Here is a 25,451-nt window from a genome sequence, read left to right as displayed (position 1 = left end):
TGACGGCGTCCAGGCGTACCAGCGCCGCTTCATGGCTCCGGCTGCTTCCAGCGCCTGGTCGGTGAGTGCCGCTGTCGAGGCCGCGACGTCGCTCAGCGCTGGATCACATGAGGCTGCGCGACCTCCTTGAGTCCCTGCAGCCCGAACTCCAGGCCGAAGCCCGACTGTTTGGCGCCACCGAAGGGCACCCGCGGATCGATGGCGCCGTGCTTGTTGATCCAGGTGGTGCCCGCCTGCAGCCGGGAGGCCACCTCGGTGGCGCGTTCGGGGTCGGAGGACCAGACCGAGGAGCCCAGCCCGACCTCCAGGCCGTTCGCCCACTGGATCGCCTGCTCGAGATCGCTGTAGCGCACGATCGGCAGCGCCGGACCGAACTGCTCCTCGGTGACCAGGGGGTTCTGCGGATCGATATCGGCCACCAGGGTGGTGGGATAGAAGAAGCCCGGGGCGTCGGCGTCGGGATCGCCGCCGAACAGCACCCGCGCGCCGGAGTCCCGCGCGGCATCCACAAGCCGGGCGACGATGTCACGCTGCTTCGCGTTCTGCAGCGGCCCGAGCACGTTCTGCTCTTCAAGCCCGATGCCCATCGGCATCTTGGCCGCCACCTCGGTCAGCGCCTGACAGACCTCGTCGTAGATCGCGTCCGGCACGTAGAGCCGCTTCAGCGCCGCGCAGGTCTGCCCGGTGTTGATGAACGCACCCCAGAAGAGGTCTTCGGCGATGGCCTGCGGATCGGCGTCCTCGAGCACGATCCCGGCGTCGTTGCCACCGAGCTCCATGGTCATCCGCTTCATGGTGTCCGCCGCGGTCTTGATGATCGCCTTGCCCGTGGCCACCGAGCCGGTGAACGTGATCTTCGCGATGTCGCCGTGCTCGGTGAGCTGCTTGCCCAGCGACCCATCCCCGGGCACCGCGATCAGCACATCTGCGGGCAACGCCGAATTGAGCACCTTGACCAGGGCCAGCACGCTCAGCGGAGTGTACTCAGAGGGTTTGACCACCACGGTGTTGCCCATCCGCAGGCTCGGGGCGATCTGCCAGATCGAGATCATCATCGGCCAGTTCCACGGCCCGATCGCCCCGACGACGCCGAGCGGACGGTAGTGCAGCTCCGCGTAGCCGGACTCATCATCGAGCAGCACCTCCGGCTCCACCGGGATGGAGGCGGCGGTGCGCAGCCAGGCCACGCAGGCACCGACCTCGAAGCGGGCATTGGGGCCGTTGAGAGGCTTGCCCTGTTCTCGTGAGAGCAGCTGGGCCAGCTCCTCGGCGTGGGCCTCGATCGCATCGGCGGCGGCATGCAGCGCGGCCTGGCGTCTGCTGTGGCCGGTGGCGGCCCAGGAAGGCTGGGCGCGCAGGGCGCGGGCGACGGCGTCGTCGAGGTCTGCGGCCGAGGCGGCGGGGGAGTGCCCGATGAGCTCCCCGGTCGCGGGGTCGTGGACCTTGTGGCCCTCGGTGCTGGTGACCTGCTCGAGCAGCGTGGTGGCGGTCATGGTGTTCTCCTCAGGTGTCATCGGAACAGTCAGGACGGGGTGTTTCAATGGCCCAGCAGCAGGTCTGCGGCCTTCTCGCCGATCATGATCGTGGGGGCGTTGGTGTTGCCGCTGGGCAGTGCCGGCATGATCGAGGCATCGGCCACGCGCAGCCCGGTGACGCCGCGCACCCGAAGCGACGGGTCCACCACCGAGAGGTCATCGACGCCCATCCGGCAGGTGCCCGCCTGGTGGTGGTAGGTCCCGGCCATGGCTCGGGCGTGGGCACGGACCTGATCACGGGTCTCCAGCGGTGCCGAGGGGCTGAACTCCGCCTTGCGGTAGGGAGCCAGCGCATCCTGGGCGCCGATCTCCCGGCAGAGTTCGATGGCGTCGCACAGCGCCTCGAGGTCGTAGTCCTCGGCCAGCAGGTTGGGATCCAGCAACGGCGCCTGCCGCGGGTCCGCGCTGGCCACTCGCAGCGTGCCGCGGGAGAGCGGCCGCACGATCCCGGCGTTCACGGTGAACCCGGCGGCGGGCGTCGCGCCGCCGTCAGTGGGGTAGGGGAAGTGCATGAAGAGCGGCTGGATGTCCGGCGCCTCCTCCTGGGTCTGCTGACTGTGCGCGAAGAGCTGCGCCTCGAGCAGGTTGTGCCGGCCCTCGGCCAGCGGCTCCGGCGCCTCGTAGATCACGCTGGCCAGGACGTGGTCGTGCAGGTTCTTGCCCACCCCGGGCAGCTCTGCGACCATGTCGATCCCTGCCTGTGCCAGGTCGGCGAGGTCCCCGATGCCCGAATGCTGCAGGATGCTCGGTGATCCGATCGCGCCGGCGCAGAGCACGATCTCCGCGGAGGCCCGCGCAGTGTGTGTGCCGGTCCCGGTGCTGTACTCCACGCCGGTGGCGCGCCCGTCCGCCACCATGATCCGGTGCACCAGGGCGTCGGTGGTCAGGGTGAGCCGCTCGTGGCCGAGGATCGGATGCATGAAGGCCCGCCAGGGGCTGTGCCGCTTCCCGTCCTTGGTGGTGGTGTGGTTGAAGCCGGCGCCGGAGAGCTGCTCGCCGTTGAAGTCCTGGGTCTCTGAGATGCCCACGCTGTTCGCGGCCTGGACGAAGGCCTCCGAGCTGGCATGGCGGTTCACGATCTTCTCCACGTGCAGCGGTCCGCCGGCGCCGTGGAACTCGGAGGCTCCGTCCTCATGGTCCTCAGAGCGCTTGAAGAGTGGAAGCACATCCTCCCAGCTCCACCCCTCACACCCGGCCGCAGCCCACTTGTCATAGTCCGAGCGGTGGCCGCGGATGTAGATCATCCCGTTGAGCGACCCGGAGCCGCCGAGCACCTTCCCGCGCGGCCAGGCGATGCTGCGATTGCCGGCGTGGACCTGTGGCACCGTGGTCAGCGCCCAGTCGGAGGTCCCCTGCATCAGCATCGGCCAGCCCTGGGGACTGTGGATGTGCGGGTCCTCGTCGCGACCCCCGGCCTCGATCAGGTGCACGCTGTGGCCGGCGTCGAGCAGTCGGCGGGTGATCACGGAGCCGGCGGACCCGGCGCCGATCACGACGTAGTCGGTGGTCATGGCATCATTCACGATGGTCTTCTCTCCTTCGATCGCAGTTCCTCGGCAGTGCCCCCAGCATGGCCAGGCAGCGGTGCGGCGCCTTGATCGCAGGCGCACGGCACTGTGCACCAGGTGCATGGTTGTGGCACCCATCACATCGTGGTGCGAGACTGGAGCGATGCTGACCAGAGAAAGCGCGAGGCGATGAGCCCGACGCCGGGCCAGGTCTCCTTTGATCCGGCCGAGCTGGCGCCACAGGACCGCTTCGAGGCGTGGCGGCATGCGGTCAACACCGCGTTCGTGCCGCTGGACGCGAGCACCGAGGAGCCGGGTCGATTCAACGGTGAGCTCACCGGACTGGCCCTGGGGTCGCTCAGCGTGGCCGGGGTCGGCGGTGACGCGGTCACCGTGCGGCGCAGCCGGCAGGCCATCGCTGCCGGGGACCCGGGGGTGTTCAAGTTCGCGCTGCAGGTGCAGGGCAGCTCGCTGACCCGGCAGGACGGCCGGGAGGCGCTGCTCTCCCCGGGGGATCTGGTCATCTATGACACGCGCCGCCCCTATGATCTCGTCTTCGGCGGGCCGTACCGGATGTTTGTGGTCCAGATTGCGGTGGAGCACCTCGGGCTCTCCGCCGACCAGGCCCGGGCCGTGGTCGCCCAGCGGATTCCCGGTTCTGCGGGTCTCGGCGCGCTGACCTCCTCGCTGCTGAGCAGCCTCGACGGTCAGCTGCAGAAGGGTGAGATGGCTCCGGACCCGAGGGCCGCCTCAGCGGTGCTGCAGCTGGTCCAGGCCACGCTGCTCTCCCGGTTCCGACCGGCGGCCGAGGTCCCCACCCGCGACGTGGTCTACCTGGAGGCGGTCAGGCACATCGATGACCATCTGGGGGATCCCGATCTCGGGGTCGGTGCCGTGGCGCGCGCGCTGCATGTCTCGGTGCGCTACCTGCAGGGCATCTTCGCCCAGGAGGGCACGACCATCAGCGAGTGGATCCGGCAGCGAAGGCTGGAGCGGTGCCGGATGGAGCTCGGAGACCCCTCCCAGGCGCACCGAGTGATCAGCGCGGTGGCCGCCCGCTGGGGGTACCCCGAGGCGTCGAGCTTCAGCCGAGCCTTCAAGCATGAATACGGGCTCTCACCGGGAGCGTTCCGGCGTCAGGTCGCTGGAGGCTGAGTGCGCGGAGCCGCGCGGCGTCCACACGCAGGCAGACGGTGTGACGTGCGCAGCTGCTGTGTCGCCCGCATCTATCGGCTGCGGCGAGCCCCGAGCAGCTCGCAGGACATGGAGCAGGCCTGTGCCTCCTGTCCGTCACCGAGAAGAACAGCACCCACTCCTTGACTAATACCCCCTGGGGGTATATACCGGGAGTGGATGTGCTGTCCGGCCTCGTCCAAGACATGAGGGAGACCGTCATGACCGAATCCACCCGCACCGCGCTGTCGATCGTCGACACCGGCTGCTCGTGCTGTGCCCCAGCCGGCGACGCGGCGATCCCCACTGGGCGCCAGAGTGCAGACCCCCGCGGGACGCCGGTCGGCGCCGAGACCTACCAGGTGGAGGGAATGACCTGCGGACATTGTGCAGATTCCGTCACCGAGGCGGTGAGCTTCCTGAACGGGGTGAATGACGTCCGGGTCGAACTCGTCGCCGGAGGGGCCTCGCTCGTCAGCGTGACCGGGCTCGCCTCCACCGACGCCGTGCGGGACGCCATCGAAGCGACCGGCTACCGCGTGCTCAACGGCTGACCGATCCCCGAGAGGGCGCGGATGCTCCAGGAGCTCTCGGAACATACCTGACCACCCCGGGGCGTCGCACTCATGCGGCCGCCGGTGAAGAGCAATGGACCGATCGACGAAGGAGGACCGCGATGATGTGGGACACCGGAATGGGAGCGGGCATGGGCTGGATGTGGCTCTTCTGGATCCTGCTGATCGTGGGAACGGTGGTGCTGGTGGTCGTGCTTGTGAAGGCCTTCACCGGCGGTTCCACCGACGGGAGCCGACAGGGTGGTTCCGCTCCGGCGACCGGGGCGCTCCCGCGCCGGTCCCGACAGATCCTCGAGGAGCGCTACGCGCGCGGGGAGATCAGCACGGAGGAGTACAACGAACGATTGCGGACCCTGGAGGATGGTGACCGGTGAGCCCGCTGACACGCCGGGAGCTGCTGGCCCTGGGTGCGGTCGGGGCCGGTGCCGCGGCCGTGGGCGCGGGCGGGCTGTGGTGGACCAGCCGCGGCGGTGAGACCCTCGGCGGCGGCAGGGCGCTGCTGCAGCCCGAGGTGCTGACCAGCCGGGACGGGGTCCTGGACCTGGCCCTGGAGGCCGCTCCCACCCGAGTGCGGATCGGGGCGCGCGAGGCGAGCGTGCAGGCATTCAACTCCTCGCTGCCCGGACCCACCCTGCGGATCCGGGGCGGGGACACCCTCCGGGTGGCGATGACCAACGGCCTGGAGGCCCCGACGAACCTGCACGTGCACGGGTTGCACGTGTCCCCCGAGGGCAACGGGGACAACCCCTTCGTGAGCATCGAACCTGGTGAGTCCTTCGACTACGAGTACGTCCTGCCACAGGACCACGCTCCCGGCACCTACTGGTACCACCCGCACAGGCATGGGCACGTGGCCGATCAGGTCGCGGCAGGGCTCTACGGGACCATCGTCGTCGAGGATCCGGATCCTGTCCCGGTGGCCCGGGAGCGCGTCCTGGTCGTCTCCGACATCACCTTGGACGGCTCCGGCAACCTCACCGAGGCATCCCCGCCGCAGCGGATGATGGGCCGGGAGGGTGAGACCGTGCTGGTCAACGGCCAGGTCCGCCCTGAGGCCGCCGCGGCGCCGGGGGAGCGGGAGCTGTGGCGGGTCGTCAACGCCTGCCCTTCCCGGTACCTGCGCCTGACCCTGGACGGGCAGGGGCTGCGACTGCTGGGCCGAGATGTCGGCCGGCTGCCCGAGCCGGTGGAGGTGACCGAGGTGATGCTGGCCCCCGGCAACCGCGTGGAGCTGCTGGTGGACACCCGCGAGGGGACCTCCACGCTTCGCACCGCCCCGGTGGACCGCGGGAGCATGGGCGGCATGATGGGCGGGGCCGCACCCGGGGAGGGCCCCGGCGACGACGAGCCGATCAACCTGCTCATCCTTGAGGTCGCCGGGGATCCGGTCGAGGAGCCCGGACCCGTGCCGGCGGGCACGGCCCTGCGGGACCTGCGCGATGAGCCGGTCGACGCCCGACGCACCCTGGACTTCGACATGGACATGGGCATGGGCATGGGCGGGATGAGAGGCATGAGCGGTCCCGGGGGGATGATGTCATTCACGATCGACGGGCGCGAGTTCGACGCCGAGCGCATCGACCAGCGGGCTCAGGTGGGCACCGTGGAGGAGTGGACCCTGATCAACTCCAGTCCCATGGATCACCCGATGCACCTGCACGTGTGGCCCATGCAGGTCGTGGCAGACGGCGACCGCGACGTCTCCGGACCGCGGTGGCAGGACGTGGTCAACATCCCGGCCTTCGGGGAGGTGACGGTCCGAGTGGCCTTCGAGGCCTTCAGCGGCCGCACCGTCTACCACTGCCACATCCTCGACCATGAGGACCTCGGCATGATGGGCGCCATCGAGGTTCGATGACGTCGCGGCATATTGCGGCACACGACGCCGGACCACGACGCAGGAGCGCGACTCACGACGGCACAGGACAGACAGCCGGAACGCGGGCAGACAGTCGGAACGCGGGCAGACAGCCGGTCCTGGACCGGATCCCTGGCTCATTCACCGGTCCATCGGCTGCATGTGGGAGGTTTCTGATGACGCGTCGGATCATTGAGGACGCGTCGAGCTTCCATCAGCTCCCGTGGAACACCGGCTTGCGCTTCTCCTGGAACGCGGCGAAGCCCTCGGTGTAGTCCGCAGAGTCGCACAGCCGACCCTGCGCGTGGTTCTCCGCGTTCAGGGACTCCCACAGGCCGATCCGCTGGTCCCTCACCGCGGCCACCAGGGCTTTGGACTCGCGGAACGCCAGAGTGGCCCCGGCGGCGGCCACGGCCGCCTTCTCACGGGTGAACTCGAGCAGCTCCTCGGCCGGAACCGCACGGGAGAAGAGCCCTGCGGTCACGGCCTCCGCGCCTGACATCAGGTCAGCGGTGTAGATCAGATCCAGGGTCCGGTGCGCACCCAGGCGCTCCACGAAGAGCGCATGTCCGCCCGAGTCCAGCGTGGCCCCGAGAGCGGCGAAGGGGGAGCCGATCTTGGCGTTCTCGGCCACGTAGACCACATCGGTGGCGATGGCCAGGCCCAGGCCCACCCCGAGGCAGGCTCCCTGCACGGCGGCGAAGGTCGGCGCGGGGAACTCGGCCATGCGGCGCATCAGCGGGGTGACCTTCCCCTGCAGGTAGCCCAGCGCGTCGTCGGTGGCGGGCACGACGTCGGAGATGTCCCGTCCGGCGCAGAAGCCCTTGCCCTCACCGCGCAGCAGCAGTGCCCGGACTCCTGCCTGTTCAGCCTCTTGGTAGGCGGCATCGAGGTCATCGAGCGCCTGCTCATCCAGGGAGTTGAGCTTCTTCGGCGCGTCCAGGACGATCTCGGCGACGCCGTCGGTGATGCTCAGCTGAATCATGGAGGCTCCTGGTGTGAGGGCTGGGCGTGGGGGCTCAGGGAGAGGTCTTCGCTGAGGTGCGAAACGGGTTGGACTCAGGCGTCGTAGTCGACCACGAGCTGCTTGGAGGTCGGCCGGGTCTGACAGGTCAGGATGTATCCGGCCTCGACCTCGTCGGCCTCCAGCGCGAAGTTCTCCTCCATCTCGAAGTCTCCGGAGACCACCTTCGCGCGGCAGGTGCCGCAGACCCCTCCGGCGCAGGCGAAGGGCACGTCGGGTCGGGCGCGCAGCGCGGCGTTGAGCACGGTCTCTCCCGAGCCCGCCGGGGAGGCGACCGCTCCGGTGAGCCCGTCGAGGGTGAACTCGATCGCGATGTTGTCACCCTTCGGGTCGGCCTCGACCTTGCGGCCCTGCTGGCCCTCGGGGCGGTCCGGGCGTCCGGTGGTGAAGAGCTCGAACCGGATCTTGTCCTCCTCCACCCCCCGGGCGGCCAAAGAGTCCCGGGCCATCTGGACCAGCTCGAAGGGTCCGCAGAGGAACCACTCGTCGGTGTCTGGGACACGCAGCACCTTGTCCAGCAGGTCGCTGAGCTTCTCCTCGTCGATCCGGCCGGTGAGCAGCGGGTTGATCCGCTGCTCGCGGCTGAGCACATGATGGACCGCCAGTCGCGCGGGGTAGCGGTCCTTGAGGTCACCGAGCTCCTCGGCGAACATGACATCTCCGGCGGAGCGGTTGGCGTAGATCAGGTCGAAGGTGGAGTCCTTCGAGGCGGCCAGCACCGATCGGGCGATGGCCATGATCGGGGTGATCCCGGAACCGGCGGCGAAGGCGACCAGGTGCACATCGGAGCGCAGCGCCACGGCCTCCTCGGCGAGCTTGGCCGGGTTGTTCATCGAGGTGATCGCGGTCTTGGAGACGAACGCCCCGGAGGGGTTCATCACCTCCATCTGATCCCCTGGCTTGAGCGACTCATTGGCCCAGTTCGAGAACACACCGCCGATGTCGCGCTTGATCGCCACTCGGATCTCACCGGGTGTCGGCTCGGTGCAGATCGAGTAGGAGCGGCGGATCTCCTGGCCGTCGAGCTCGGTGCGCAGCGCCACGTATTGACCCGGCGCGTAGTCGAAGTCCTCGTGAAGCTCCGGGGGCACCGCGAAGGTGACCTCTACGGAGTCTGCGGTGAGCGGGCGCACCTCGGAGACGGTGAGCGTGGAGAAGGTCGCCCGGCGGCGTGTGGTCGTCGACATCAGTGCACCTTGAAGTGGTCAAAGGGCTCCAGGCAGGCCCGGCACTGGTACAGCGCCTTGCATGCGGTGGAGCCGAAGCGGGTCATCTCACGAGTATCGGGGGAGTCACACCGTGGGCACTTCACGCTCAGGCCCACGCGGACCGGCCCCAGGGCTGCCTTGCCGGTGGGTGGGGCGATGCCGTATTCACGCAGCTTCGTCTTGCCCTCCTCGGTCATCCAGTCGGTGGTCCATGCCGGGTGCAGCACGGTCTCGATGCGCACCTTTTCGTGTCCGGCATGACGCAGCGCCGCTGTGACATCGGCGTTGATCGTGTCCATGGCCGGGCAGCCGGAGTAGGTCGGGGTGATCACGACGACGGCGGTGCCGTCCTGCTCCACCCGGGCCTCGCGCAGGATCCCCAGATCGGCGATGCTGAGCACCGGGATCTCTGGATCATTGACGCTCGCGGCGACCTCCCAGACCGAGGCGCCGGGGGGCAGGGTCACAACTTCGGGTCCCATCACTGCCATGAGTGCTCCTCTCACCAGGTGGCTCCGGGGTGCTGGCGGGCCAGCACTTGCATCTCGGCCAGGATCAGTCCGCGCTGTTCGGAGTGCCGCCCGGAGCGGTCGGCTCCGTGGGCGCCGGACATGTCGGGGATGCTCAGCCCTGCCTGCTCGATGACCTGGTGGAGCCGGGTCAGCGTGGGTTCACGCAGGGTGGAGGGCAGTACCGCGATATCCCCGAGCTCGGTGATCGGCTCCACGTCGGTGAAGAGCTCTTCGACGTAGGACCAGACCGAGTCCAGGCCGGCCTGGACGCGTCGGGCGGACTCCTGAGTGCCCAGGCCCAGCCGCAGCATCCACTGGGCGGCGTGATCCTGGTGGTAGTCCACTTCCTTCAGCGCCTTCTCGGCGATGGCCGCGAGGGTGGTGTCGGTGGAGTGCACCAGCCGGCTGTAGAGCTCGTGCTGGTAGAAGCTGAAGATCAGCTGACGCGCGATGGTCTTGCCGAAGTCCCCGTTCTCCTGCTCCACCAGGCGGCAGGAGCGGAAGTCCTCTTCGGGGCGGAAGTACGCGAGGTCATCCTCGGACTTGTCCCAGGCGGTGCCGGCGTAGGTGAGCAGGAACCGGGCGTGACCGAGCAGGTCCAATGCGATGTTCGCCAGGGCGACATCTTCCTCCAGCTCAGGGGCCCGGGACACCCAGGCGCCCAGACGCTGGGAGAGGATCAGCGCGTCGTCGCCCAGCAGCAGCGCGTACCGTGCGGTGGCGTCCTCGGCCTTGGCGCCGGAGGCGGCGATCTCCTCGGCGGTGATCGCCTCGCCCTGGGACTGGCGGGTGGCGGAGTCATGCGATGCGAAGCTCACAGGTGCTTCACCCCTTCGGACTGGGTGTAATACGTGGCATGGCGGTAGCTCTTGCCCTGGGCAGATTCGAAGTAGGCGCCCTTGGAGTCGGGGTCCGAGGCCATGATCGCCGCGGCCGGCACCACCCACACCGAAGTCCCCTCATTGCGCCGGGTGTAGAGGTCCCGGGCGTTGCGGATCGCCATGGTGGCATCCGGGGCGTGCAGCGAGCCCGCGTGCACATGGGAGAGCCCGCGCGAGGACCGGATGAAGACCTCCCAGAGGGGCCAGGAGCTTGAATCTGCGCTGGAGGTCATGGCCTCGCCTTTCTAGCGGTGATGTCGGGGGAGTGCAGCTGCACCGGGAGCGCAGCGGGTGAGGCTCAGGCGCCGATCAGGGCGGCCTGGTCGTGGTCCTCGTTGCGGGACGCCCGGTTCGCATACGCGACCGCCGCCTCGCGGACCCAGGCGCCCTCGTCGCGCGCCTTGCGGTAGTGCTCCAGGCGCTGCCGGCTCAGCGGGCCGTTGCCCTTGATGACGGCGAAGAACTCGTCCCAGTCCAGGTCGCCGAAGTCGTAGTGGCCGCGCTCCTCGTTCCACTTCAACTCGGGATCCGGCAGGGTCAGACCCAGGGCTTCGACCTGAGGGACCAGCATGTCCACGAAGCGCTGGCGCAGCTCGTCGTTGGTGAAGCGCTTGATCTTCCACTCCATGGACTGCTGGGAGTTCGGCGAGTCCCCGTCCGGGGGGCCGAACATCTGCAGCGCCGGCCCATAGAAGCGGTCCACGGCCTCCTGAGCCATCTGGTGCTGGGCCTGCGTGCCGTGGGAGAGCGAGTGGAGGATCTCCCAGCCCTGGCGCTGATGGAAGGACTCCTCCTTGCAGATGCGCACCATGGCGCGGCCATAGGGCCCATAGGAGGCGCGGCAGAGCGGCACCTGGTTCACGATCGCGGCGCCGTCGACCAGCCAGCCGATCGCACCGATATCGGCCCAGGTCCGGGCCGGGTAGTTGAAGATCGAGGAGTACTTGGCCTTGCCGGTGTAGAGCTGGTCATACATCTCTTCGCGGGGGCGGCCGAGGGTCTCCGCGGCGGAGTAGAGGTAGAGACCGTGGCCGGCCTCGTCCTGGACCTTGGCCATCAGGATGGCCTTGCGCTTGAGGCTGGGGGCGCGGGAGATCCAGTTGCCCTCAGGCTGCATGCCGATGATCTCGGAGTGCGCGTGCTGGGAGACCTGCCGCACCAGTGACTTCCGATACGACTCGGGCATCCAGTCCCGCGGTTCGACGCGGGAGTCCTCGGCGATGATCTCCTCGAAGCGGTTCTGCCCGGCCTCTGCCTCGGCGAGCGCCGCTGCGGCGTCGCCCTCGTCGGCGAGGTGCAGGGGAGCGTGCTGGTGGTTCTGGGGTGACATGGTCATCCTCTATTCCGTCGCATTATTTACCGACCGTTCGTTCAGTATAGCACCAAGGGTGTGACGGTCAACACGCGGGGTAGCAGAAGGCGAGACGGCTGGATGGGGAGGCCTCTCGAGCCGGGCGACTACCAGTGCTGACGCGCCGAGCGAGAGGTCTCCCGTTCGATGACCCTGTGCCGCGCCTGCGCGTCGACGAGGTCCCGGGCTGGTTCGCCGAGTGTGCGGATCCGCGGATTGAACCGGGCGGCTGCCGCGCCGATGCCCAGGGCAGGCGTCAGGGTCAGGCAGCTGCTGTCAGACCCTGTTTCAGCCCTCCTCGAGCGCCTCCATCTGCTCCTGGATTCGGCCCAGGACGCGGCGTGGGGCCGGGTGGAGCCTGCGCTCGCTCAGCTCGTCCATCAAGGCGATGACCTGGTCTTCCAGGAGTGAGAGATCGGCAAACCTGGCCTGCACGGGGCGCAGGACCGAGATCATCTCCTCGATCAGCGAGTGGATCTCGGTGTCAGTCGTGTCGGCGTCCAGGGCGGCGAAGCGCGCCGTGAGCGGGGCGATCATCCGGGCATTCAGCGCCGCGAACCCCTCGGTGAACACCGCGTGGTCGCGATCGCCCAAGAGGCGTCCCAACGGGACTGACTCCTCAGGCGCTGGTGGGTGGAGCCGCGAGCTGGTACTTGAAACCGCGGTGCGAGGCCACGAACCCCAGGCGCTCGTAGAAGCGGTGCGCATCGCCCCGAGCGTCGTCAGAGGTCAGCTGCACCAGCGAGGCACCGGTGGCCGGGGCGGCCACATCGACCACCCATGTCATCATCGCCGATCCTATTCCGCTCGATCGTCGGGCGCTGGAGACCCTGACCGCCTCGATCAGCAGCCGTGTGGAGCCGCGACGGGTCAGGCCGGGGATCCGGGTGAGCTGCATCGTGGCCATCGGGTCGCCGGATCCGCTGATCACCAGCAGCATCTCGTTGGACGGATCTTTGATCAGGTCCGTGAGTGCTGCGTCGTAGCGATCGACGTCCGCCGCCGCGGCCTGGTCGCCGCGCCCGGCGCTGATCGGGTCATCGGCGAGCAGCCGCATCAGGGTGTCGAGGTCCTCGTGCTGCGCGCGCCGCAGGGTCAGATCGCCGATTCGGGTCGGCAAGGTCGCGGGGAGTTCGAGTGATGCGATCATGCCTGCAGATTCGCACGCGGCCGGACGTGGGGCAAGGCGTGTGGGAGCGCCGGGTCAGCCAGCGGCGCCGTCGGCGGGACGACGCCGGATCCGGATCGGCCCCCGTGCCGTGGTCGGATCGACGACGTCGCCGCGCTGGGTGATGTCGACGACGCCGGCGGCCACCAGGCGTCGAGCCGCTGCCCGTGCCGCGTCCATCTGACTCCGCCACTGCTGGCCGGCCACCGCGCGCGCCGCCTCGGAGGGGCAGATCGTCGCGGCCTCGGCGCGCTGCGCGAGCAGCTCGAGGATCACGCGCTCCATGTCACGGTCGGAGGCTGCGCGCGGTGATTCGTCCATGGCTACAGTGTCCACCACTCGCGGACGGGAGGAGGGCCGCCGGAGCCGGTCCTGGCCCCGAAACCACAGGGCGCAGTCCGGCTCAGCGGAAGGCGGAGTGTCCGGTGAGGTGCTGGCCGAGGATCAGGCTGTGCACCTCATCGGTGCCCTCGTAGGTGCGCACGGACTCGAGATTGTTGGCATGGCGCAGCGGCGAGTAGTCGAGGGTGACGCCGTTGCCACCGAGCATCGTGCGCGCTTCTCTGCACACGTCGATCGCGATCCTGCAGTTGTTCAACTTGCCCGCGGAGATCATGTGGTTCTCCAAGCGATTCTGATCCTTGAGGCGGCCGATGCGCAGCGCCAACAGCTGCCCCTTCTGGATCTCCAGGGCCATGTTCACGAGTTTTGCCTGGGAGAGCTGGTACGCCGCAAGCGGCTTGTCGAACTGAACTCGGTGCTGGGAATACTCCAGGGCGGCATTGAAGCTGTCCCGCGCTGCCCCCAGGGCTCCCCAGATGATGCCGTAGCGGGCCTCGTTGAGGCATGAGAAGGGGCCTCGGAGTCCCGGGTTCTCGGGAAGGATGGCATCGGCCGGAAGACGGACGTCCTCCATGGTGATGTCGCACTGGATGGAGGCGCGCATCGACAGCTTCTGCTCGATGGGAGTAGCGGTGAAACCGGGAGTGTCGGTGGGAACGAGGAAGCCGCGGACCCGACTGCGCCCGCTCTCGTCGACGACCTTCGCCCAGATCACGGCCACCTGGGCGATCGAGGCGAGACCGATCCAGCGCTTGACGCCCTGGAGGACCCACTGGTCGCCCTCGCGCACTGCGGTGGTCGCCATGGTTGACGGGTCCGAGCCCGCGGTGGGCTCGGTCAGTCCGAAGCACCCGATGATCTCACCGGCGGCCATGCCTGGCAGGTAACGCTGCTTCTGCTCCTCGGAGCCATGCTTGGCGATCGCGGACATCGCCAGCGAGCCTTGGACCGAGACGAATGTGCGCAGGCCAGAATCTCCGGCCTCGAGTTCTTGCATGGCGATGCCGTACTGCACTGCGGACTTTCCGGCGCACCCATAACCCTTGATATGCATGCCGAGCAGACCAAGCGTGGCCATCTCAGCGATGATCTCCTGCGGGAAGTGTGCATCCGCGTACCACGCGGCGATGTTCGGACGGATGCGTCTGTCCACGAACTCGCGAACCATTCCCTGGGTCTCACGCTCCTCGGAACTGAAGTCTGCTTCGACATCGAGCAGATCTGCTGCGGCTGGGTTCATGGAGCGCTCCTTGAAGACGGGATGTGCAGAGGTCTTTTCCTAGGATTGCGCACTTGTGATCCGGATAACACCTCGAAGCGGATAATTGCGATACAGGTATCAATCAACCCTTCATTAGGTATTTGAACTTTATCAGTGGCCGTGGAAGTGTGATCTGCACGACATTTTTCCCACACATTGGAGACTTCCGTGCCGCATCAGCTCCCCGCCGACACTTCGGCGCGAGTACGTGTCCAGCGTGCTGGTGCCGTGGCGATCGTGGTGCTCGAGGATCCTCCCCGCCGAAACGTGCTCGGATCCCGGATGCGCACCGAACTGCGCGCCGAGCTGGCGGAGCTCGCCGAAGATCCGAGAGTGCGGGCCGTGGTGTTGACCGGCTCGGGAGAATGCTTCAGCAGCGGTGGTGACCTGGCAGCGATGCCGCCCACGGATCCAGCCGAGGGTGCCGCCCGCATGGAAGATCTCGCGGTTCTCGTCCGTCGGCTGGCAACGCTCGACAAACCGGTCGTCGCCGCGGTGAGCGGTCCCGCGGCGGGTGTGGCGGTGGGCCTGGTGTGTTGCTGCGACGTCGTCGTGATCGGCACCAGTGCGCGATTCTTGTTCCCGTTCACCCGGTTGGGCCTGATCGCCGACGGCGGGCTGATCCACTCGCTGGTCCGAAGAGTGGGCGCCGCACGTGCGCAGAAGATTCTGCTCGAGGCAGTGCCCATCGCTGGGACCGAGGCACTCGCCACAGGTCTTGCCGATCACCTGGTGACGGACCAGGACGTGCTGCCCGCCGCGATGGCCCGCGCCGAGGAACTCGCGAGCAGGGCGCCGCTGGCCGTCGCTGCGGTCAAGCGCGGGATCCGCGAAGCCTCCAGCACCTACGAGGAGGCCCTCCTCTTCGAGCGGGAGCACCAGCCCGCCCTGTTCGAGACCTCTGACTTTATGGAAGGCAAAAAGGCCCTTCTCCAGAAGAGGGCTCCTTCCTTCTCCGGGCGCTGAGCGCCGACCTCTGTAGATCGAAAGGCCACGATGAAGACAGCGAAGATCCGTGCAACTGCCTTGAGCGCCGTCGCACTGCTCGCCCTTACCGGCTGTGCCAGCGGCGACGCCAGCGCGGGTGCGGACTCCGACGCACTGCCGGAGCAATCGGTGTGGTCCACCTACAACGTGGGCACCGGCACCTATAACGACCTTGCCGCTATCGCGAACACCCTGACCAACGAAGAGGGGCTTCAGGTGCGGCTGATGACCTCGGACACCGGCATCGGCCGCCTGGCCCCGCTGGTGAACGGCACCGCAGACTATGCCCGGGCCGGCGACGAGTACTTCTACGCCTTCGAGGGCGACTATGAGTATGCCAACGAGCAGTGGGGGCCCCAGGACGTGAGTCTGGTGTGGGCTCCCCTCGGCTACTACGGCCTGTTGGTCCGCGCGGACAGCGGCATCGACTCCTTCGAGGACCTGGAGGGCACACAGTTCCCTGACCTGACCGCGAGCACCTCCATCAACAACAAGATGGAGGGGTTCCTCAACTATGGCGGCCTCACCGGTGAGGATGTCCAGAAAGTTCCCATCTCCTACGCCGAGCAGCTCGATGCTCTCCAGGCGGGTCGGATCGATTCCCTCTACCAGAACGTCGTCGGCTCCAACATCGAGGAGCTCGCCTCCACGACCGATGTGAAATGGCTGACCTTCGACGACCCAGACCCGGGCCGCTACGAGACCTGGGACGAGCTCATGCCCATGGTGAACGTCGGTGAGGTGACCGACGTCCCGGGTGTGGAGGAGGGCGAGAGCGCCCAGGTCCTGGAGTACACGATTCCGATCACCACGATGGGGGACCGAGACACCGAGGAGGTCTACCTCCTCGTGAAATCGATGGTCGAGAACTATGAGCACTACGAGGACACCACGCCGGACACCCAGCAGTTCTCCCTCGACGCGGTCCTCAAAGAACCTCTGGTGGTCCCGTTCCACGCCGGCACCGTCCGCTTCTTCAAGGAGCGCGGAGTGTGGACGGAGGAGCTCGAGGAGAAGAACAACGAACTGATCGAGCGTGGCGAGCGGATGCGGGAAGCCTGGCCCACCGTCCTGGAGTCCTCTTCCGAGCAGGACCTCGAAGAGAACTGGACCGAATGGAAGGCCGAGAACTTGGGAAACGAGAGGACCAGCGATGAGAACTGAGAACCGAGTGACGCCGTTCTGGCGGATGGTCGTGATCGTGCTGACGGTCCTGGGCGTGCTGCTCGCCATGAACCAGGTCTTCTTCTGGAACGTGGGCGGACTGGCTCTGCTGAGGAACTCGTACCTCTATCTGATCCTGGGCGTGTTCCTCCCGGTGGTGTTCATCGTCAATCCGCTGCGCAAGATCCCGCTCGCTCAGGCGGCGGAGCAGCGGGAGGACGGATCTGGCGACGACCTCGCTCCCGAGGAACGCCCAGTGCAGGCTTTCGATGTGCTGCTGATGGTGGTTGCGGCGAGCGTCTGCGGCTATTTCGCCGTCAACGGGACCCGTATCCACGACTTCGGCTGGGAGTACATGGCGCCCACCGCCGCGACAGTCGCCGCGTTCCTGCTGTGGATCGTGGTGCTCGAAGCGCTGCGCCGGACCGGTGGAATGATCGTCACGGTGATCGCCCTGCTGTTCTCACTGTATCCACTGGTGGCGGGGGATCTTCCTATCGGAGTCCTTCAGGGTGTCAGCTACGACCTCAAGACCCTGGCACAGGTGCACACCATGGGAGCCGAGAGCCTGCTGGGCCTGCCCATCCAGACTGCGGCAACCATCCTGGTCGGTTTTCTGGTCTTCGGGGTGGCCCTGCAGCACACTGGCGGTGCCGACTTCTTCCACAGACTTTCGATGTCGATCTTCGGCCGCTACAGAGGCGGCGCGGCGAAGGTGTCCGTGGCGAGCAGCGCAGCGATGGGCATGATGAGCGGAAGCGCGGTCTCCAATGTCCTGACCACGGGGCCGATGACCATTCCAGCCATGAAGCGCTCCGGGTTCAGTCCCACCTATGCCGGTGGGGTCGAGGCCACGGCAGCCTCAGGCGGGTCCATCACGCCTCCCATCATGGGTACCGCAGCGTTCCTCATGGTCTCCTTCGTGGGAGTGCCCTACACCGAGATCCTCATCGCCGCGTCCATCCCTGCAGCCCTCTTCTTCCTCGGCATCTACCTGCAGGTCGACGGCTACGCCGCCCGAAAGGGTCTGAAGGGCGTCTCGGTGGCGCTTCTCCCTCGGACCCTCATCACGCTGGTGCAGGGCTGGCCCTACATCATGGCCCTGCTTCTGCTCACCGGGCTGCTCTTCTTCACGAACTCCGAGACCCAGGTGCCGTATTGGGTGATCCTGGTGCTGCTGGTCGTGGCTGTCCTGCGCCCGAGCCAGAAGTTCGGCCTGCGCGAGTTCGCCGACTTCCTTGTGGCCGCCGGTCGGACGCTGGGAAACATCATCGGGATCATCGCCGGCGTCGGCCTGATCGTCGGGGGCCTCACGGCGACGGGGGTGAGCCTCTCCCTCGCCCGCGAGCTGGTGGCAGCGGTCGGCGACAATGTGGTGCTCATCCTCATCGCCGGCGCCGTCACCTGCTTCATCCTCGGCATGGGCATGACGATCTCGGCGGCGTACGTGTTCCTGGCAATCGTGATGGTCCCCGCGGTCATCGAGCTGGGGGTCAACCCGCTCGCTGCCCACCTGTTCGTCATCTACTGGGCGTCCGTCTCCTACATCACCCCGCCCGTAGGTCTCGCCGCCTTCGCCGCGGCAGGAATCGCCAAGGCTTCTCCCATGGGCACCTGCGTGGCGGCCATGAAGCTGGGAGCGGTGAAGTACATCGTTCCGTTCGGATTCGCCCTCAATCCCGCGCTCGTGGCACAAGATTCAGCCGGGCGGGTGCTGCTCGCGTTCGCACTGAGCATCGTAGGCGTCTACGCCCTGGCCTCGGCCATCGAGGGCTGGACGGTCGGCTTCGACCGCCGGATGCCCGTCCTGGGTCGCCTCTTGGGCGCCGTCGGAGGGTTCCTGCTGTTCATGCCAGCGCCGCTCAGCGCCGTCCTGGGACTGGCGCTCGTGGCGGCCAGCCTCCTGCTCGCCTTCCTGATCGTGAAGCCCGGGACCCCCGCCGACGACGGTGCTATCCCCGCCCAGACTCCCGCGCCTGCGACAAGCGTCGCCTGATCGAAAGGACCAGACATGACAGAGACCACCACCACCAGCAGCGCCAGCGGCGCTGCCCCCGGGACAAGCGTCGTCACCACCGAGATCAGAGGCGGTGTTGCTGTTGTGACCGTGAACCGGCCGGAGGTGCGCAATGCCCTGAACTTCGGCGTGCTGGATGGGATCGAGGCCGCGCTCGACTCGCTCGAGCGCAACGGTGACGTCGGTGCCGTCGTGTTCACCGGTCATGGAGAGAAGGCGTTCGTGGCCGGCGCGGACATCAATCAGCTCATCGGCTACACGCTGCGTGACGGGCTCACTGCTCGGATGCAGCGGTTATGGGACCGGATCCAGGAATCTGATCTGCCCACCATTGCGGCGGTCAACGGCTTCGCACTGGGCGGGGGCAACGAATTGGCGATGTCCTGCGACATCCGCGTGGCGGCGCAGAATGCTCAATTCGGCCTGCCTGAGACCAACCTCGGAATCCTTCCCGGCGCCGGAGGCACCCAGCGGCTGTCACGACTTGTCGGCCTGGGCCGGGCGCAGGAGATGATCCTCACCGGCCGCATCATCGACGCGGATGAGGCTCTGCGCATCGGGTTGGTGACCAGCGTGGTCCCTGCCGAGGAGCTGATGGACACCGTGCTGTCCACGGCCGAGACGATCCTGGCCAAGGGTCCGCTGGCCGTGCGGCTGGCCAAGCTCGTCGTGCGCGGCGGCGCCGAGACGGACCAGTCCACAGGGCTGCTGCTCGAACGCCTGGCGCAGTCCCTGCTCTACGCCTCCGATGAGAAGGCTGAAGGCGCCACGGCGTTCCTCGAGAAGCGCCGCGCGCGATTCCGCGCCGAGGAGTGACGTCCACAGCCTGATCGATGATCCCGTGACCAACCCGGGACAGTTTCCAAGCACTTCAGCGAAGCATCTCAAGGAGCAGACATGACGCCCGATTCGACCATCGACACCATCGACGACGTCCTCGTCGTCGGAGCTGGGGCCATGGGAACGCAGATCGGGGCGGCCTTCGCCCTGGCCGGCTACACCGTGACCACAGGCGACCTCGCCGCCGAAGCTCTTGACCAGTCGCGGGATGAGGCGCAGCGGCGCCTCCGACGACTGGCCGAGAAGGGGGCCTTCAGCAGCGAGGAGGTCGACTCCGCGCTGGAGCGGATGACGTATACGACGGACTCCCTCGAGGCGGCTCGGACGACCGACTTCGTGCTCGAAGCCGCCGTGGAACGGATCGACATCAAACGAGAGCTGTTCGCCGCTCTCGACGAAGCCGCCCCGGAACATGTGATCCTGGCGACCAACTCCTCGACCATCCCTTCGTCTCTGCTCATGGATGCCACAGCCAGGCCCGACCGGGTGTGCAACATGCACTTCTTCAACCCGGCGCTGGTGATGAACTGCGTCGAGGTGGTGCGCAACCCACAGACCTCGGACGCGACTGTGGAGGCGGCGCTTGGGATGGTGGACCGGCTCGGGAAGCAGCCTGTCCGGTTGAACAAGGAGATCCCGGGGTTCGTCGCCAACCGTCTGCTGGGTGCACTGCGGAACGAGGCTCTGCGGCTGGAGGCCGACGGCGTGGCGAGCTACCAGGACATCGATGTGGCCGCCCGGACAGCCCTGGGCCACCCCATGGGTCCGTTCGAGCTCATGGACCTGGTGGGGATCGACGTGTCGTATCTGATCCGACTCTCCGAGTACGAGCAGAGCGGAGACCCGGCAGATCTGCCGCACCCGTCGGTGCAGAAGCTCTATGAGCAGGGCCGCTATGGACGCAAGAACGGCCGTGGCTGGTATGAGTACACAGGCTGAGCAGCCCCGACGTCGAACAGACACGAGAAGAAGAGGAAGAGAGACGACATGAGTCGATTCGATGACTTGGGTGTTCTGGAGGAGATCTTCGGTCGCCGAGGCACAGGCCCGCTCGCCGGGGTCGTGGTGGCGGATCTCAGCCGCGTGCTTGCAGGGCCCTACGCCACGATGCTCCTCGCCGATATGGGCGCGACCGTCATCAAGGTGGAATCCACCACCGGGGACGACGCCCGCGCATGGGTTCCTCCGCACCGGGACGGGGAGAGCACGTTCTTCCTCTCGGTCAACCGCAACAAGCAATCCATCTCCTTGGACTTCTCGGACCCGGCACAGCTCAAGGTCGTGGAGCGGATCATCGCCCGGGCCGATGTGTTGGTGGAGAACTTCAAGCCCGGCGGACTCAGGCGCTACGGACTCGACTACGAGAGCGTCAGCGCGTGGCGTCCTGATCTCGTCTATGCCTCCATCACCGGTTTCGGCACCGCGGGTGGAGCCGATCTTCCCGGCTACGACCTGCTTGCCCAGGCGCTTTCGGGGATGATGAGCCTCACCGGCAGCGAATCCGGCGAACCCTACCGCGCGGGCGTGGCGCTCTTCGACGTGATCACCGGACTCCACGCGGTCTCCGGCATCCTGGGGGCATTCCATGAGCGTCAGGGTTCCGGGACCGGGCAGCACGTCGAGCTCAACCTGTTGACCTCGGCGCTCTCGGGGCTGGTCAACCAGTCCGCCGCCTACGTGGCCGGCGGCAGCGTCCCGACTCGCATGGGCAACGAGCACCCGAGCCTGTATCCCTATGAGCCGTTCCCCACTCAGGACAAGAACATGGTGATCGCCGTGGGCAACAACGGGCAGTTCACCCGCCTGTGCCAGTGCCTCGGGGCCCCCGAGCTCGCTGTGGATGAGCGCTTCGCCACCGTGGGGGCTCGAAACGCCAACCGCGTGGAGCTGCGTCAGCTCCTGATCGACGGACTCAGCACGCGCAACGCCGCCGACTGGTTCGAACGACTCAAGGCGGCACAGGTGCCCTGCGCGCCGATCCTCGGGGTGGACGAAGGTGTTCATTTCGCCGAAGGCCTCGGCTTGGAGCCGGTGGTCATGGCCGGTTCCGGAGAGCGGAAGATCCCCACGGTCCGACATCCGGTGGACTTCAGCCGAACTCCGGTCGACTACACCCATGCTCCGCCCCGCCTCGATGGCGACCGAGATCGGGTGATGGCGTGGCTTGAGCGCGTCGAGCCTGAAGTGCGGAAAGCCTCATGAGCGCCGTCCACCACGTCGTGCTACCCGTTCGCTGGTCGGATCAGGACCTCAACGGGCACGTCAACAACGCCCGTGTGGTGACCCTGATCGAGGAGGCGCGGATATCTGCGATCACCTCCTGGTTGGGCGAGGACGGCATTCCTGACCCAGCCCGGCCGCGGGTGGTCGTCTCCCTCACCGTCGACTACCTGCGCCCACTGGACCATGGACCGGAGCTGACGGCGCGTGTCTGGGTCGCTGCGATCGGCCGTTCCTCCTACACGGTGGACTACGAGCTGGTCCAGTACGACGAGATCGCGGTCCGTGCTCGGACAGTGCTCGTCCAGACAGACCCCGCCTCAGGACGGTCCGCCCCGCTTCCCGAGCGCCTGAGCCGCACGCTCACCCAGATCCTCACCCCAGAGTCGAAGCCGGTTCCGCCCGGGGCTGAGCCCGGCGCCTCGACCGAACAGCAGTGAACGCACGAACCCACCACCAGGCCGGGTCCACCGACCCGTCGACGAAAGGACCGACCATGACCGCAACCACATCGACCCGGAGCGCACCCGCAGCGGCCACCGGCACCACCACCGACGCCGACTACTTCCGTCTCGACGACGATCTCAGCCCAGAGGAGATCGCCGTCCGAGACAAGGTGCGGTCCTTCGCCGAGCTGCAGGTGCTGCCAGTCATCAACGACTACTGGGAGCGGGCTGAGTTTCCCTGGGAGCTGGTGCCCGGATTGGCAGAGCTAGGCATCATCGGCACCACCATTCAGGGCTACGGCTGCCCTGGAATGAGCAGGAAGGCCGCCGGACTGGTGGCTCGTGAGATGGCCCGCGCCGACGGCAGCATCAATACGTTCATCGGAGTGCACGCCAACCTGTGCATGGGCACCTTGAACATGCTCGGCAGCGAGACGCAGAAGGCGCGCTGGCTGCCGGAGATGGCACAGCTGAAGAAGACCGGTGCGTTCGCGCTGACCGAACCCGACCACGGCTCCGACTCTGTCGCGCTGGAGACCAGCGCCCGCCGCGAGGGTGACACGTGGGTGATCGACGGGCACAAGCGCTGGATCGGCAACGGGGATGCTGCCGACGTCGTCGTCGTGTTCGCACGCAACGTCGAGGACGGGAAGGTCAACGCGTTCGTCGTGGAGAAAGACGAGAACAACGACTACCCCGCCGGATACGCGCCCGAACGCATCACAGGCAAGGTGGGTAAGCGGGCCATCCAGCAGGCTGACATCTTGATCAAGGATCTGCGGGTCCCGGACGAGAACCGACTCACCGGATGCAACTCGTTCAAGGACGTGTCTCGGGTGCTCCAGGCAACCCGCGGAGGCGCCTCCTGGGAAGCGGTGGGCCACGCGATGGCGACCTTCGAGATCGCCGCTGACTACGCGTCCAGACGCAAGCAGTTCGGCAACGTCATCGGGGGCTATCAGCTCGTGCAGTCCCGGCTGGCCAACATGCTCAGCGAACTCACCACGATGCAGCTGTTGTGCAACCGGATGGCCGAGCTTGCCGACCGCGGTCAGCTGACCAATGCGCAGGCCTCGATGGTGAAGATGGCGACTGCTCAGAAGGGAAAGTGGATCTGCAACGAGGCCCGGGATCTGCTCGCCGGCAACGGTCTCCTGCTGGAGAATCACGTGGCCCGGCACATGACCGATATGGAGGTCGTCTCCACCTATGAAGGTACCGACGCCATCCAGTCCCTGCTCGTAGGACGAGACATCACCGGGATCTCCGCCTTCAAGTGAAAAGCCCAGACAACCTGACCTCACGACAGATGGGAAGAGACAGTGACGGAAGCATTCTTGGTCGGCGGTTCCCGCACCCCGACGGGCAACTACGGCGGCGCGCTGGCCAGCGTCCGCCCGGACGACCTGGCCGCCCTGGTGATCCAGCACACGGTGGCTGAGGCGGGCATCGACCCTCACGACGTCGACGAGGTCATCCTCGGCTGTGCCAACGGTGCCGGGGAAGACAACCGCAACGTCGCCCGCATGGCCTGGCTGCTGGCAGGCTTCCCCGACACCGTTCCGGGGATCACCGTCAACCGGCTGTGCGCCTCCAGCCTGTCGGCGATCATCACGGCCTCACACATGATCAAGTCCGGGGCGGCTGACCTTGTCATCGCTGGTGGTGTCGAGTCCATGTCCCGTGCCCCATGGGTCATCGAGAAGCCGACCGCAGCCTTCGCAAAGCCCGGGGAGGTCTTCGACACCTCAATCGGCTGGAGGTTCACAAATCCAGAGTTCAAGAAGATCGACAAGTTGACCTACTCGATGCCCGAGACCGCCGAGGAGGTCGCGGTCGTGGACGGCATCACCCGGGAGGATGCAGACGCGTTCGCCGTCGCCTCCCACGAGCGCGCCATCGCCGCGAGCGACGCCGGTCGCTTCACGCAGGAGATCGTTCCCGTCACCGTGAAGGGTCGCAAGGGCGCCGAGACGGTCGTAGTCGCCGATGAGGGACCCCGCGCGGGCACCACCCCCGAGGTCCTCGCGCGTCTGCGTCCCGTGGTCAAGACCGACGGGATCGTCACGGCCGGGAACTCTTCCTCCCTCAATGACGGCGCCTCGGCGATACTGGTCGCCTCGGAGCGGGCCATCAAGAAGTATGGCCTTGCCGCTCGAGCGCGGATCGTGGACGGCGCCTCGGCCGGGGTGGCCCCTCATCTCATGGGACTCGGACCGGTTCCGGCCACCAACAAGGTGCTCGAGCGCAGCGGCTACTCCATCGACGACCTCGGCGCCGTCGAACTGAACGAGGCCTTTGCCACCCAGTCATTGGCCTGCATCAGGCGCCTCGGGCTCGATGCCGGGACCGTGAACAACGACGGCGGCGCAATCGCCCTCGGTCACGCCCTGGGCTCGTCAGGGTCCAGGATCACCACCACTCTGCTGGGGCGCATGGAGCGTGAATCCGCAACGATGGGCCTGGTCACGATGTGTGTCGGCGTCGGCCAGGGCACGGCGATGCTCGTGGAAAAGACCTGATGAGCGCTGCGGTCCCATCAGCGGTCGGAGTTCTCGGGGGAGGCCGCATGGGGGCAGGGATCGCCCACTCCTTCCTGCTCGCCGGCGCTCGGGTGACGATCGTCGAACGAGACCTGGAGTCTGCACGAGCGGCCAAGGAGCGAGTCGAGCGGGACATCTCGAGATCGCTTGAGCGAGGCTCGGTGGAGGGGGGTTTCCAGGAACTGGCCGGACGCCTCAGGACGAGCGTGGACCATGCTGATCTTGCGCAGGCGGAGCTGGTTGTTGAAGCCGTCCCAGAATCCTGGGCACTGAAGATCTCTGCCCTGCAGGACGTCGAGCGGCATCTCTCGGGGACGGCCTGGCTGGCCACGAACACATCCTCTCTGTCCGTGGATGACCTCGCTGGGCAGCTATCGAACCCCGAACGGTTCTGCGGCCTCCACTTCTTCAATCCGGTCCCCGCCTCGAAGCTTGTCGAGGTCGTGCTCTCGAAGCACACGCACCAGGAACTCCGCGATCTGTCGGTGCGATGGGTGGAGGGGTTGGGCAAGACTCCGGTGGTGGTTCACGACTCGCCCGGTTTCGCATCCTCGCGTCTTGGACTGGTGATCGCCCTCGAAGCGATTCGGATGGTCGAGGAAGGCGTTGCCTCGCCTGAAAGCATCGATGACGCGATGGTGCTGGGCTACAGGTTCCCGATCGGTCCACTTGCTCTGACCGACGTCGTTGGCCTGGATGTGCGCCTGGGAATCGCGGAGTACCTCGAGTCCAAGCTGGGGGACCGGTTCACCCCACCGCCGCTCATGCGGGCGATGGTCGCCAGAAATGAACTGGGGCGCAAGACCGGCAGAGGCTTCTACAGCTACGGCGAGTAGCC

The 25,451-nt window shown here is 67.1% G+C and carries 26 protein-coding genes; 14 read left to right on the top strand and 12 right to left on the bottom strand.

The window, feature by feature from the left end; translation table 11 throughout:
• Nucleotides 1-92: 92 nt before the first annotated feature.
• Nucleotides 93-1,514 (bottom strand): aldehyde dehydrogenase family protein, encoded by a 1,422-nt coding sequence (locus EV640_RS00955; protein ID WP_133725507.1) that lies wholly within the window; start codon nucleotides 1,512-1,514, stop codon nucleotides 93-95.
• A 23-nt stretch (nucleotides 1,515-1,537) separates the two neighbouring features.
• The gene (locus EV640_RS00950) at nucleotides 1,538-3,058 is read right to left on the bottom strand and encodes a GMC family oxidoreductase (RefSeq protein ID WP_243832175.1); all 1,521 of its coding nucleotides are present in this window, start codon (nucleotides 3,056-3,058) and stop codon (nucleotides 1,538-1,540) included.
• Between the two features lie 174 nt (nucleotides 3,059-3,232).
• Here EV640_RS00950 and EV640_RS00945 point away from each other — a divergent pair, with 174 nt between their 5' ends.
• The 4 genes from EV640_RS00945 (at nucleotide 3,233) to EV640_RS00930 (ending at nucleotide 6,649) form a co-directional block, all read left to right on the top strand.
• Nucleotides 3,233-4,198: an AraC-like ligand-binding domain-containing protein gene (locus EV640_RS00945; RefSeq protein ID WP_133725506.1), complete on the top strand. Its 966-nt coding sequence runs from the start codon at nucleotides 3,233-3,235 to the stop codon at nucleotides 4,196-4,198.
• A 239-nt stretch (nucleotides 4,199-4,437) separates the two neighbouring features.
• On the top strand, nucleotides 4,438-4,770 hold the full coding sequence (locus tag EV640_RS00940; RefSeq protein WP_036474361.1) for a heavy-metal-associated domain-containing protein: 333 nt from the start codon (nucleotides 4,438-4,440) through the stop codon (nucleotides 4,768-4,770).
• A gap of 122 nt (nucleotides 4,771-4,892) precedes the next feature.
• Entirely contained in the window at nucleotides 4,893-5,165 is a 273-nt protein-coding gene (locus tag EV640_RS00935) for an SHOCT domain-containing protein (protein ID WP_106124049.1), read from the top strand.
• Entirely contained in the window at nucleotides 5,162-6,649 is a 1,488-nt protein-coding gene (locus tag EV640_RS00930) for a multicopper oxidase family protein (RefSeq protein WP_133725505.1), read from the top strand. Before EV640_RS00935 ends, EV640_RS00930 begins: the two co-directional genes overlap by 4 nt.
• A gap of 214 nt (nucleotides 6,650-6,863) precedes the next feature.
• Here EV640_RS00930 and EV640_RS00925 read toward each other — a convergent pair whose 3' ends face one another.
• The 10 genes from EV640_RS00925 to EV640_RS00880 form a co-directional block, all read right to left on the bottom strand.
• Nucleotides 6,864-7,634, bottom strand: coding sequence for an enoyl-CoA hydratase/isomerase family protein (locus tag EV640_RS00925; protein ID WP_036474358.1), 771 nt, complete (start codon nucleotides 7,632-7,634; stop codon nucleotides 6,864-6,866).
• 74 nt (nucleotides 7,635-7,708) lie between these two features.
• Complete coding sequence (paaE, locus tag EV640_RS00920) at nucleotides 7,709-8,860, bottom strand: 1,2-phenylacetyl-CoA epoxidase subunit PaaE (protein WP_133725504.1); 1,152 nt, start codon at nucleotides 8,858-8,860, stop codon at nucleotides 7,709-7,711.
• Nucleotides 8,860-9,363, bottom strand: a complete 504-nt coding sequence (gene paaD / locus EV640_RS00915) for a 1,2-phenylacetyl-CoA epoxidase subunit PaaD (protein ID WP_036474417.1) — start codon at nucleotides 9,361-9,363, stop codon at nucleotides 8,860-8,862. The genes paaE and paaD overlap by 1 nt, the downstream gene beginning before the upstream one ends.
• 20 nt (nucleotides 9,364-9,383) lie before the next feature.
• Nucleotides 9,384-10,211, bottom strand: a complete 828-nt coding sequence (gene paaC, locus EV640_RS00910; RefSeq protein ID WP_036474356.1) for a 1,2-phenylacetyl-CoA epoxidase subunit PaaC — start codon at nucleotides 10,209-10,211, stop codon at nucleotides 9,384-9,386.
• Nucleotides 10,208-10,507 carry a 1,2-phenylacetyl-CoA epoxidase subunit PaaB gene (gene paaB / locus EV640_RS00905; RefSeq protein ID WP_036474355.1) on the bottom strand — a complete coding sequence of 100 codons (300 nt, stop codon included), beginning with the start codon at nucleotides 10,505-10,507 and terminating at the stop codon, nucleotides 10,208-10,210. Before paaB ends, paaC begins: the two co-directional genes overlap by 4 nt.
• A gap of 65 nt (nucleotides 10,508-10,572) precedes the next feature.
• On the bottom strand, nucleotides 10,573-11,604 hold the full coding sequence (gene paaA / locus EV640_RS00900; protein ID WP_084479413.1) for a 1,2-phenylacetyl-CoA epoxidase subunit PaaA: 1,032 nt from the start codon (nucleotides 11,602-11,604) through the stop codon (nucleotides 10,573-10,575).
• Nucleotides 11,605-11,913: 309 nt separating this feature from the next.
• Complete coding sequence (locus EV640_RS00895) at nucleotides 11,914-12,231, bottom strand: hypothetical protein (RefSeq protein WP_133725503.1); 318 nt, start codon at nucleotides 12,229-12,231, stop codon at nucleotides 11,914-11,916.
• Between the two features lie 13 nt (nucleotides 12,232-12,244).
• Nucleotides 12,245-12,775 (bottom strand): GNAT family N-acetyltransferase, encoded by a 531-nt coding sequence (locus EV640_RS00890; protein ID WP_133725502.1) that lies wholly within the window; start codon nucleotides 12,773-12,775, stop codon nucleotides 12,245-12,247.
• Between the two features lie 54 nt (nucleotides 12,776-12,829).
• Nucleotides 12,830-13,114 carry a DUF3253 domain-containing protein gene (locus tag EV640_RS00885; protein WP_036474353.1) on the bottom strand — a complete coding sequence of 95 codons (285 nt, stop codon included), beginning with the start codon at nucleotides 13,112-13,114 and terminating at the stop codon, nucleotides 12,830-12,832.
• 82 nt (nucleotides 13,115-13,196) lie between these two features.
• The gene (locus EV640_RS00880) at nucleotides 13,197-14,375 is read right to left on the bottom strand and encodes an acyl-CoA dehydrogenase family protein (protein WP_036474352.1); all 1,179 of its coding nucleotides are present in this window, start codon (nucleotides 14,373-14,375) and stop codon (nucleotides 13,197-13,199) included.
• A gap of 189 nt (nucleotides 14,376-14,564) precedes the next feature.
• Between EV640_RS00880 and EV640_RS00875 the strand changes: the two genes are divergently transcribed.
• The 10 genes from EV640_RS00875 to EV640_RS00830 all read left to right on the top strand — a co-directional run bounded on the left by EV640_RS00875 (nucleotide 14,565) and on the right by EV640_RS00830 (nucleotide 25,449).
• Nucleotides 14,565-15,362 carry an enoyl-CoA hydratase/isomerase family protein gene (locus EV640_RS00875; RefSeq protein WP_166645830.1) on the top strand — a complete coding sequence of 266 codons (798 nt, stop codon included), beginning with the start codon at nucleotides 14,565-14,567 and terminating at the stop codon, nucleotides 15,360-15,362.
• Nucleotides 15,363-15,422: 60 nt separating this feature from the next.
• Nucleotides 15,423-16,547 carry a TAXI family TRAP transporter solute-binding subunit gene (locus tag EV640_RS00870; RefSeq protein WP_235180952.1) on the top strand — a complete coding sequence of 375 codons (1,125 nt, stop codon included), beginning with the start codon at nucleotides 15,423-15,425 and terminating at the stop codon, nucleotides 16,545-16,547.
• On the top strand, nucleotides 16,537-18,543 hold the full coding sequence (locus EV640_RS00865; RefSeq protein ID WP_084479411.1) for a TRAP transporter permease: 2,007 nt from the start codon (nucleotides 16,537-16,539) through the stop codon (nucleotides 18,541-18,543). Before EV640_RS00870 ends, EV640_RS00865 begins: the two co-directional genes overlap by 11 nt.
• A gap of 15 nt (nucleotides 18,544-18,558) precedes the next feature.
• Nucleotides 18,559-19,380, top strand: a complete 822-nt coding sequence (locus tag EV640_RS00860) for an enoyl-CoA hydratase/isomerase family protein (protein ID WP_133725500.1) — start codon at nucleotides 18,559-18,561, stop codon at nucleotides 19,378-19,380.
• A gap of 81 nt (nucleotides 19,381-19,461) precedes the next feature.
• Nucleotides 19,462-20,343 carry a 3-hydroxyacyl-CoA dehydrogenase family protein gene (locus EV640_RS00855; protein WP_051500943.1) on the top strand — a complete coding sequence of 294 codons (882 nt, stop codon included), beginning with the start codon at nucleotides 19,462-19,464 and terminating at the stop codon, nucleotides 20,341-20,343.
• A gap of 48 nt (nucleotides 20,344-20,391) precedes the next feature.
• Nucleotides 20,392-21,606 (top strand): CaiB/BaiF CoA transferase family protein, encoded by a 1,215-nt coding sequence (locus EV640_RS00850; protein WP_036474346.1) that lies wholly within the window; start codon nucleotides 20,392-20,394, stop codon nucleotides 21,604-21,606.
• Complete coding sequence (locus tag EV640_RS00845) at nucleotides 21,603-22,064, top strand: acyl-CoA thioesterase (protein WP_084479410.1); 462 nt, start codon at nucleotides 21,603-21,605, stop codon at nucleotides 22,062-22,064. The genes EV640_RS00850 and EV640_RS00845 overlap by 4 nt, the downstream gene beginning before the upstream one ends.
• A 56-nt stretch (nucleotides 22,065-22,120) precedes the next feature.
• Nucleotides 22,121-23,350 (top strand): acyl-CoA dehydrogenase family protein, encoded by a 1,230-nt coding sequence (locus EV640_RS00840; RefSeq protein ID WP_036474345.1) that lies wholly within the window; start codon nucleotides 22,121-22,123, stop codon nucleotides 23,348-23,350.
• A 42-nt stretch (nucleotides 23,351-23,392) separates the two neighbouring features.
• Complete coding sequence (locus EV640_RS00835) at nucleotides 23,393-24,592, top strand: acetyl-CoA C-acyltransferase (protein WP_133725499.1); 1,200 nt, start codon at nucleotides 23,393-23,395, stop codon at nucleotides 24,590-24,592.
• Entirely contained in the window at nucleotides 24,592-25,449 is an 858-nt protein-coding gene (locus tag EV640_RS00830; RefSeq protein ID WP_036474344.1) for a 3-hydroxyacyl-CoA dehydrogenase family protein, read from the top strand. Before EV640_RS00835 ends, EV640_RS00830 begins: the two co-directional genes overlap by 1 nt.
• Nucleotides 25,450-25,451 lie beyond the last annotated feature (2 nt).

It is taken from the genome of Nesterenkonia aurantiaca, assembly GCF_004364585.1.
GTDB classification, from domain to species: domain Bacteria; phylum Actinomycetota; class Actinomycetes; order Actinomycetales; family Micrococcaceae; genus Nesterenkonia; species Nesterenkonia aurantiaca.
This window is presented reverse-complemented; position numbering and strand designations above follow the sequence as displayed.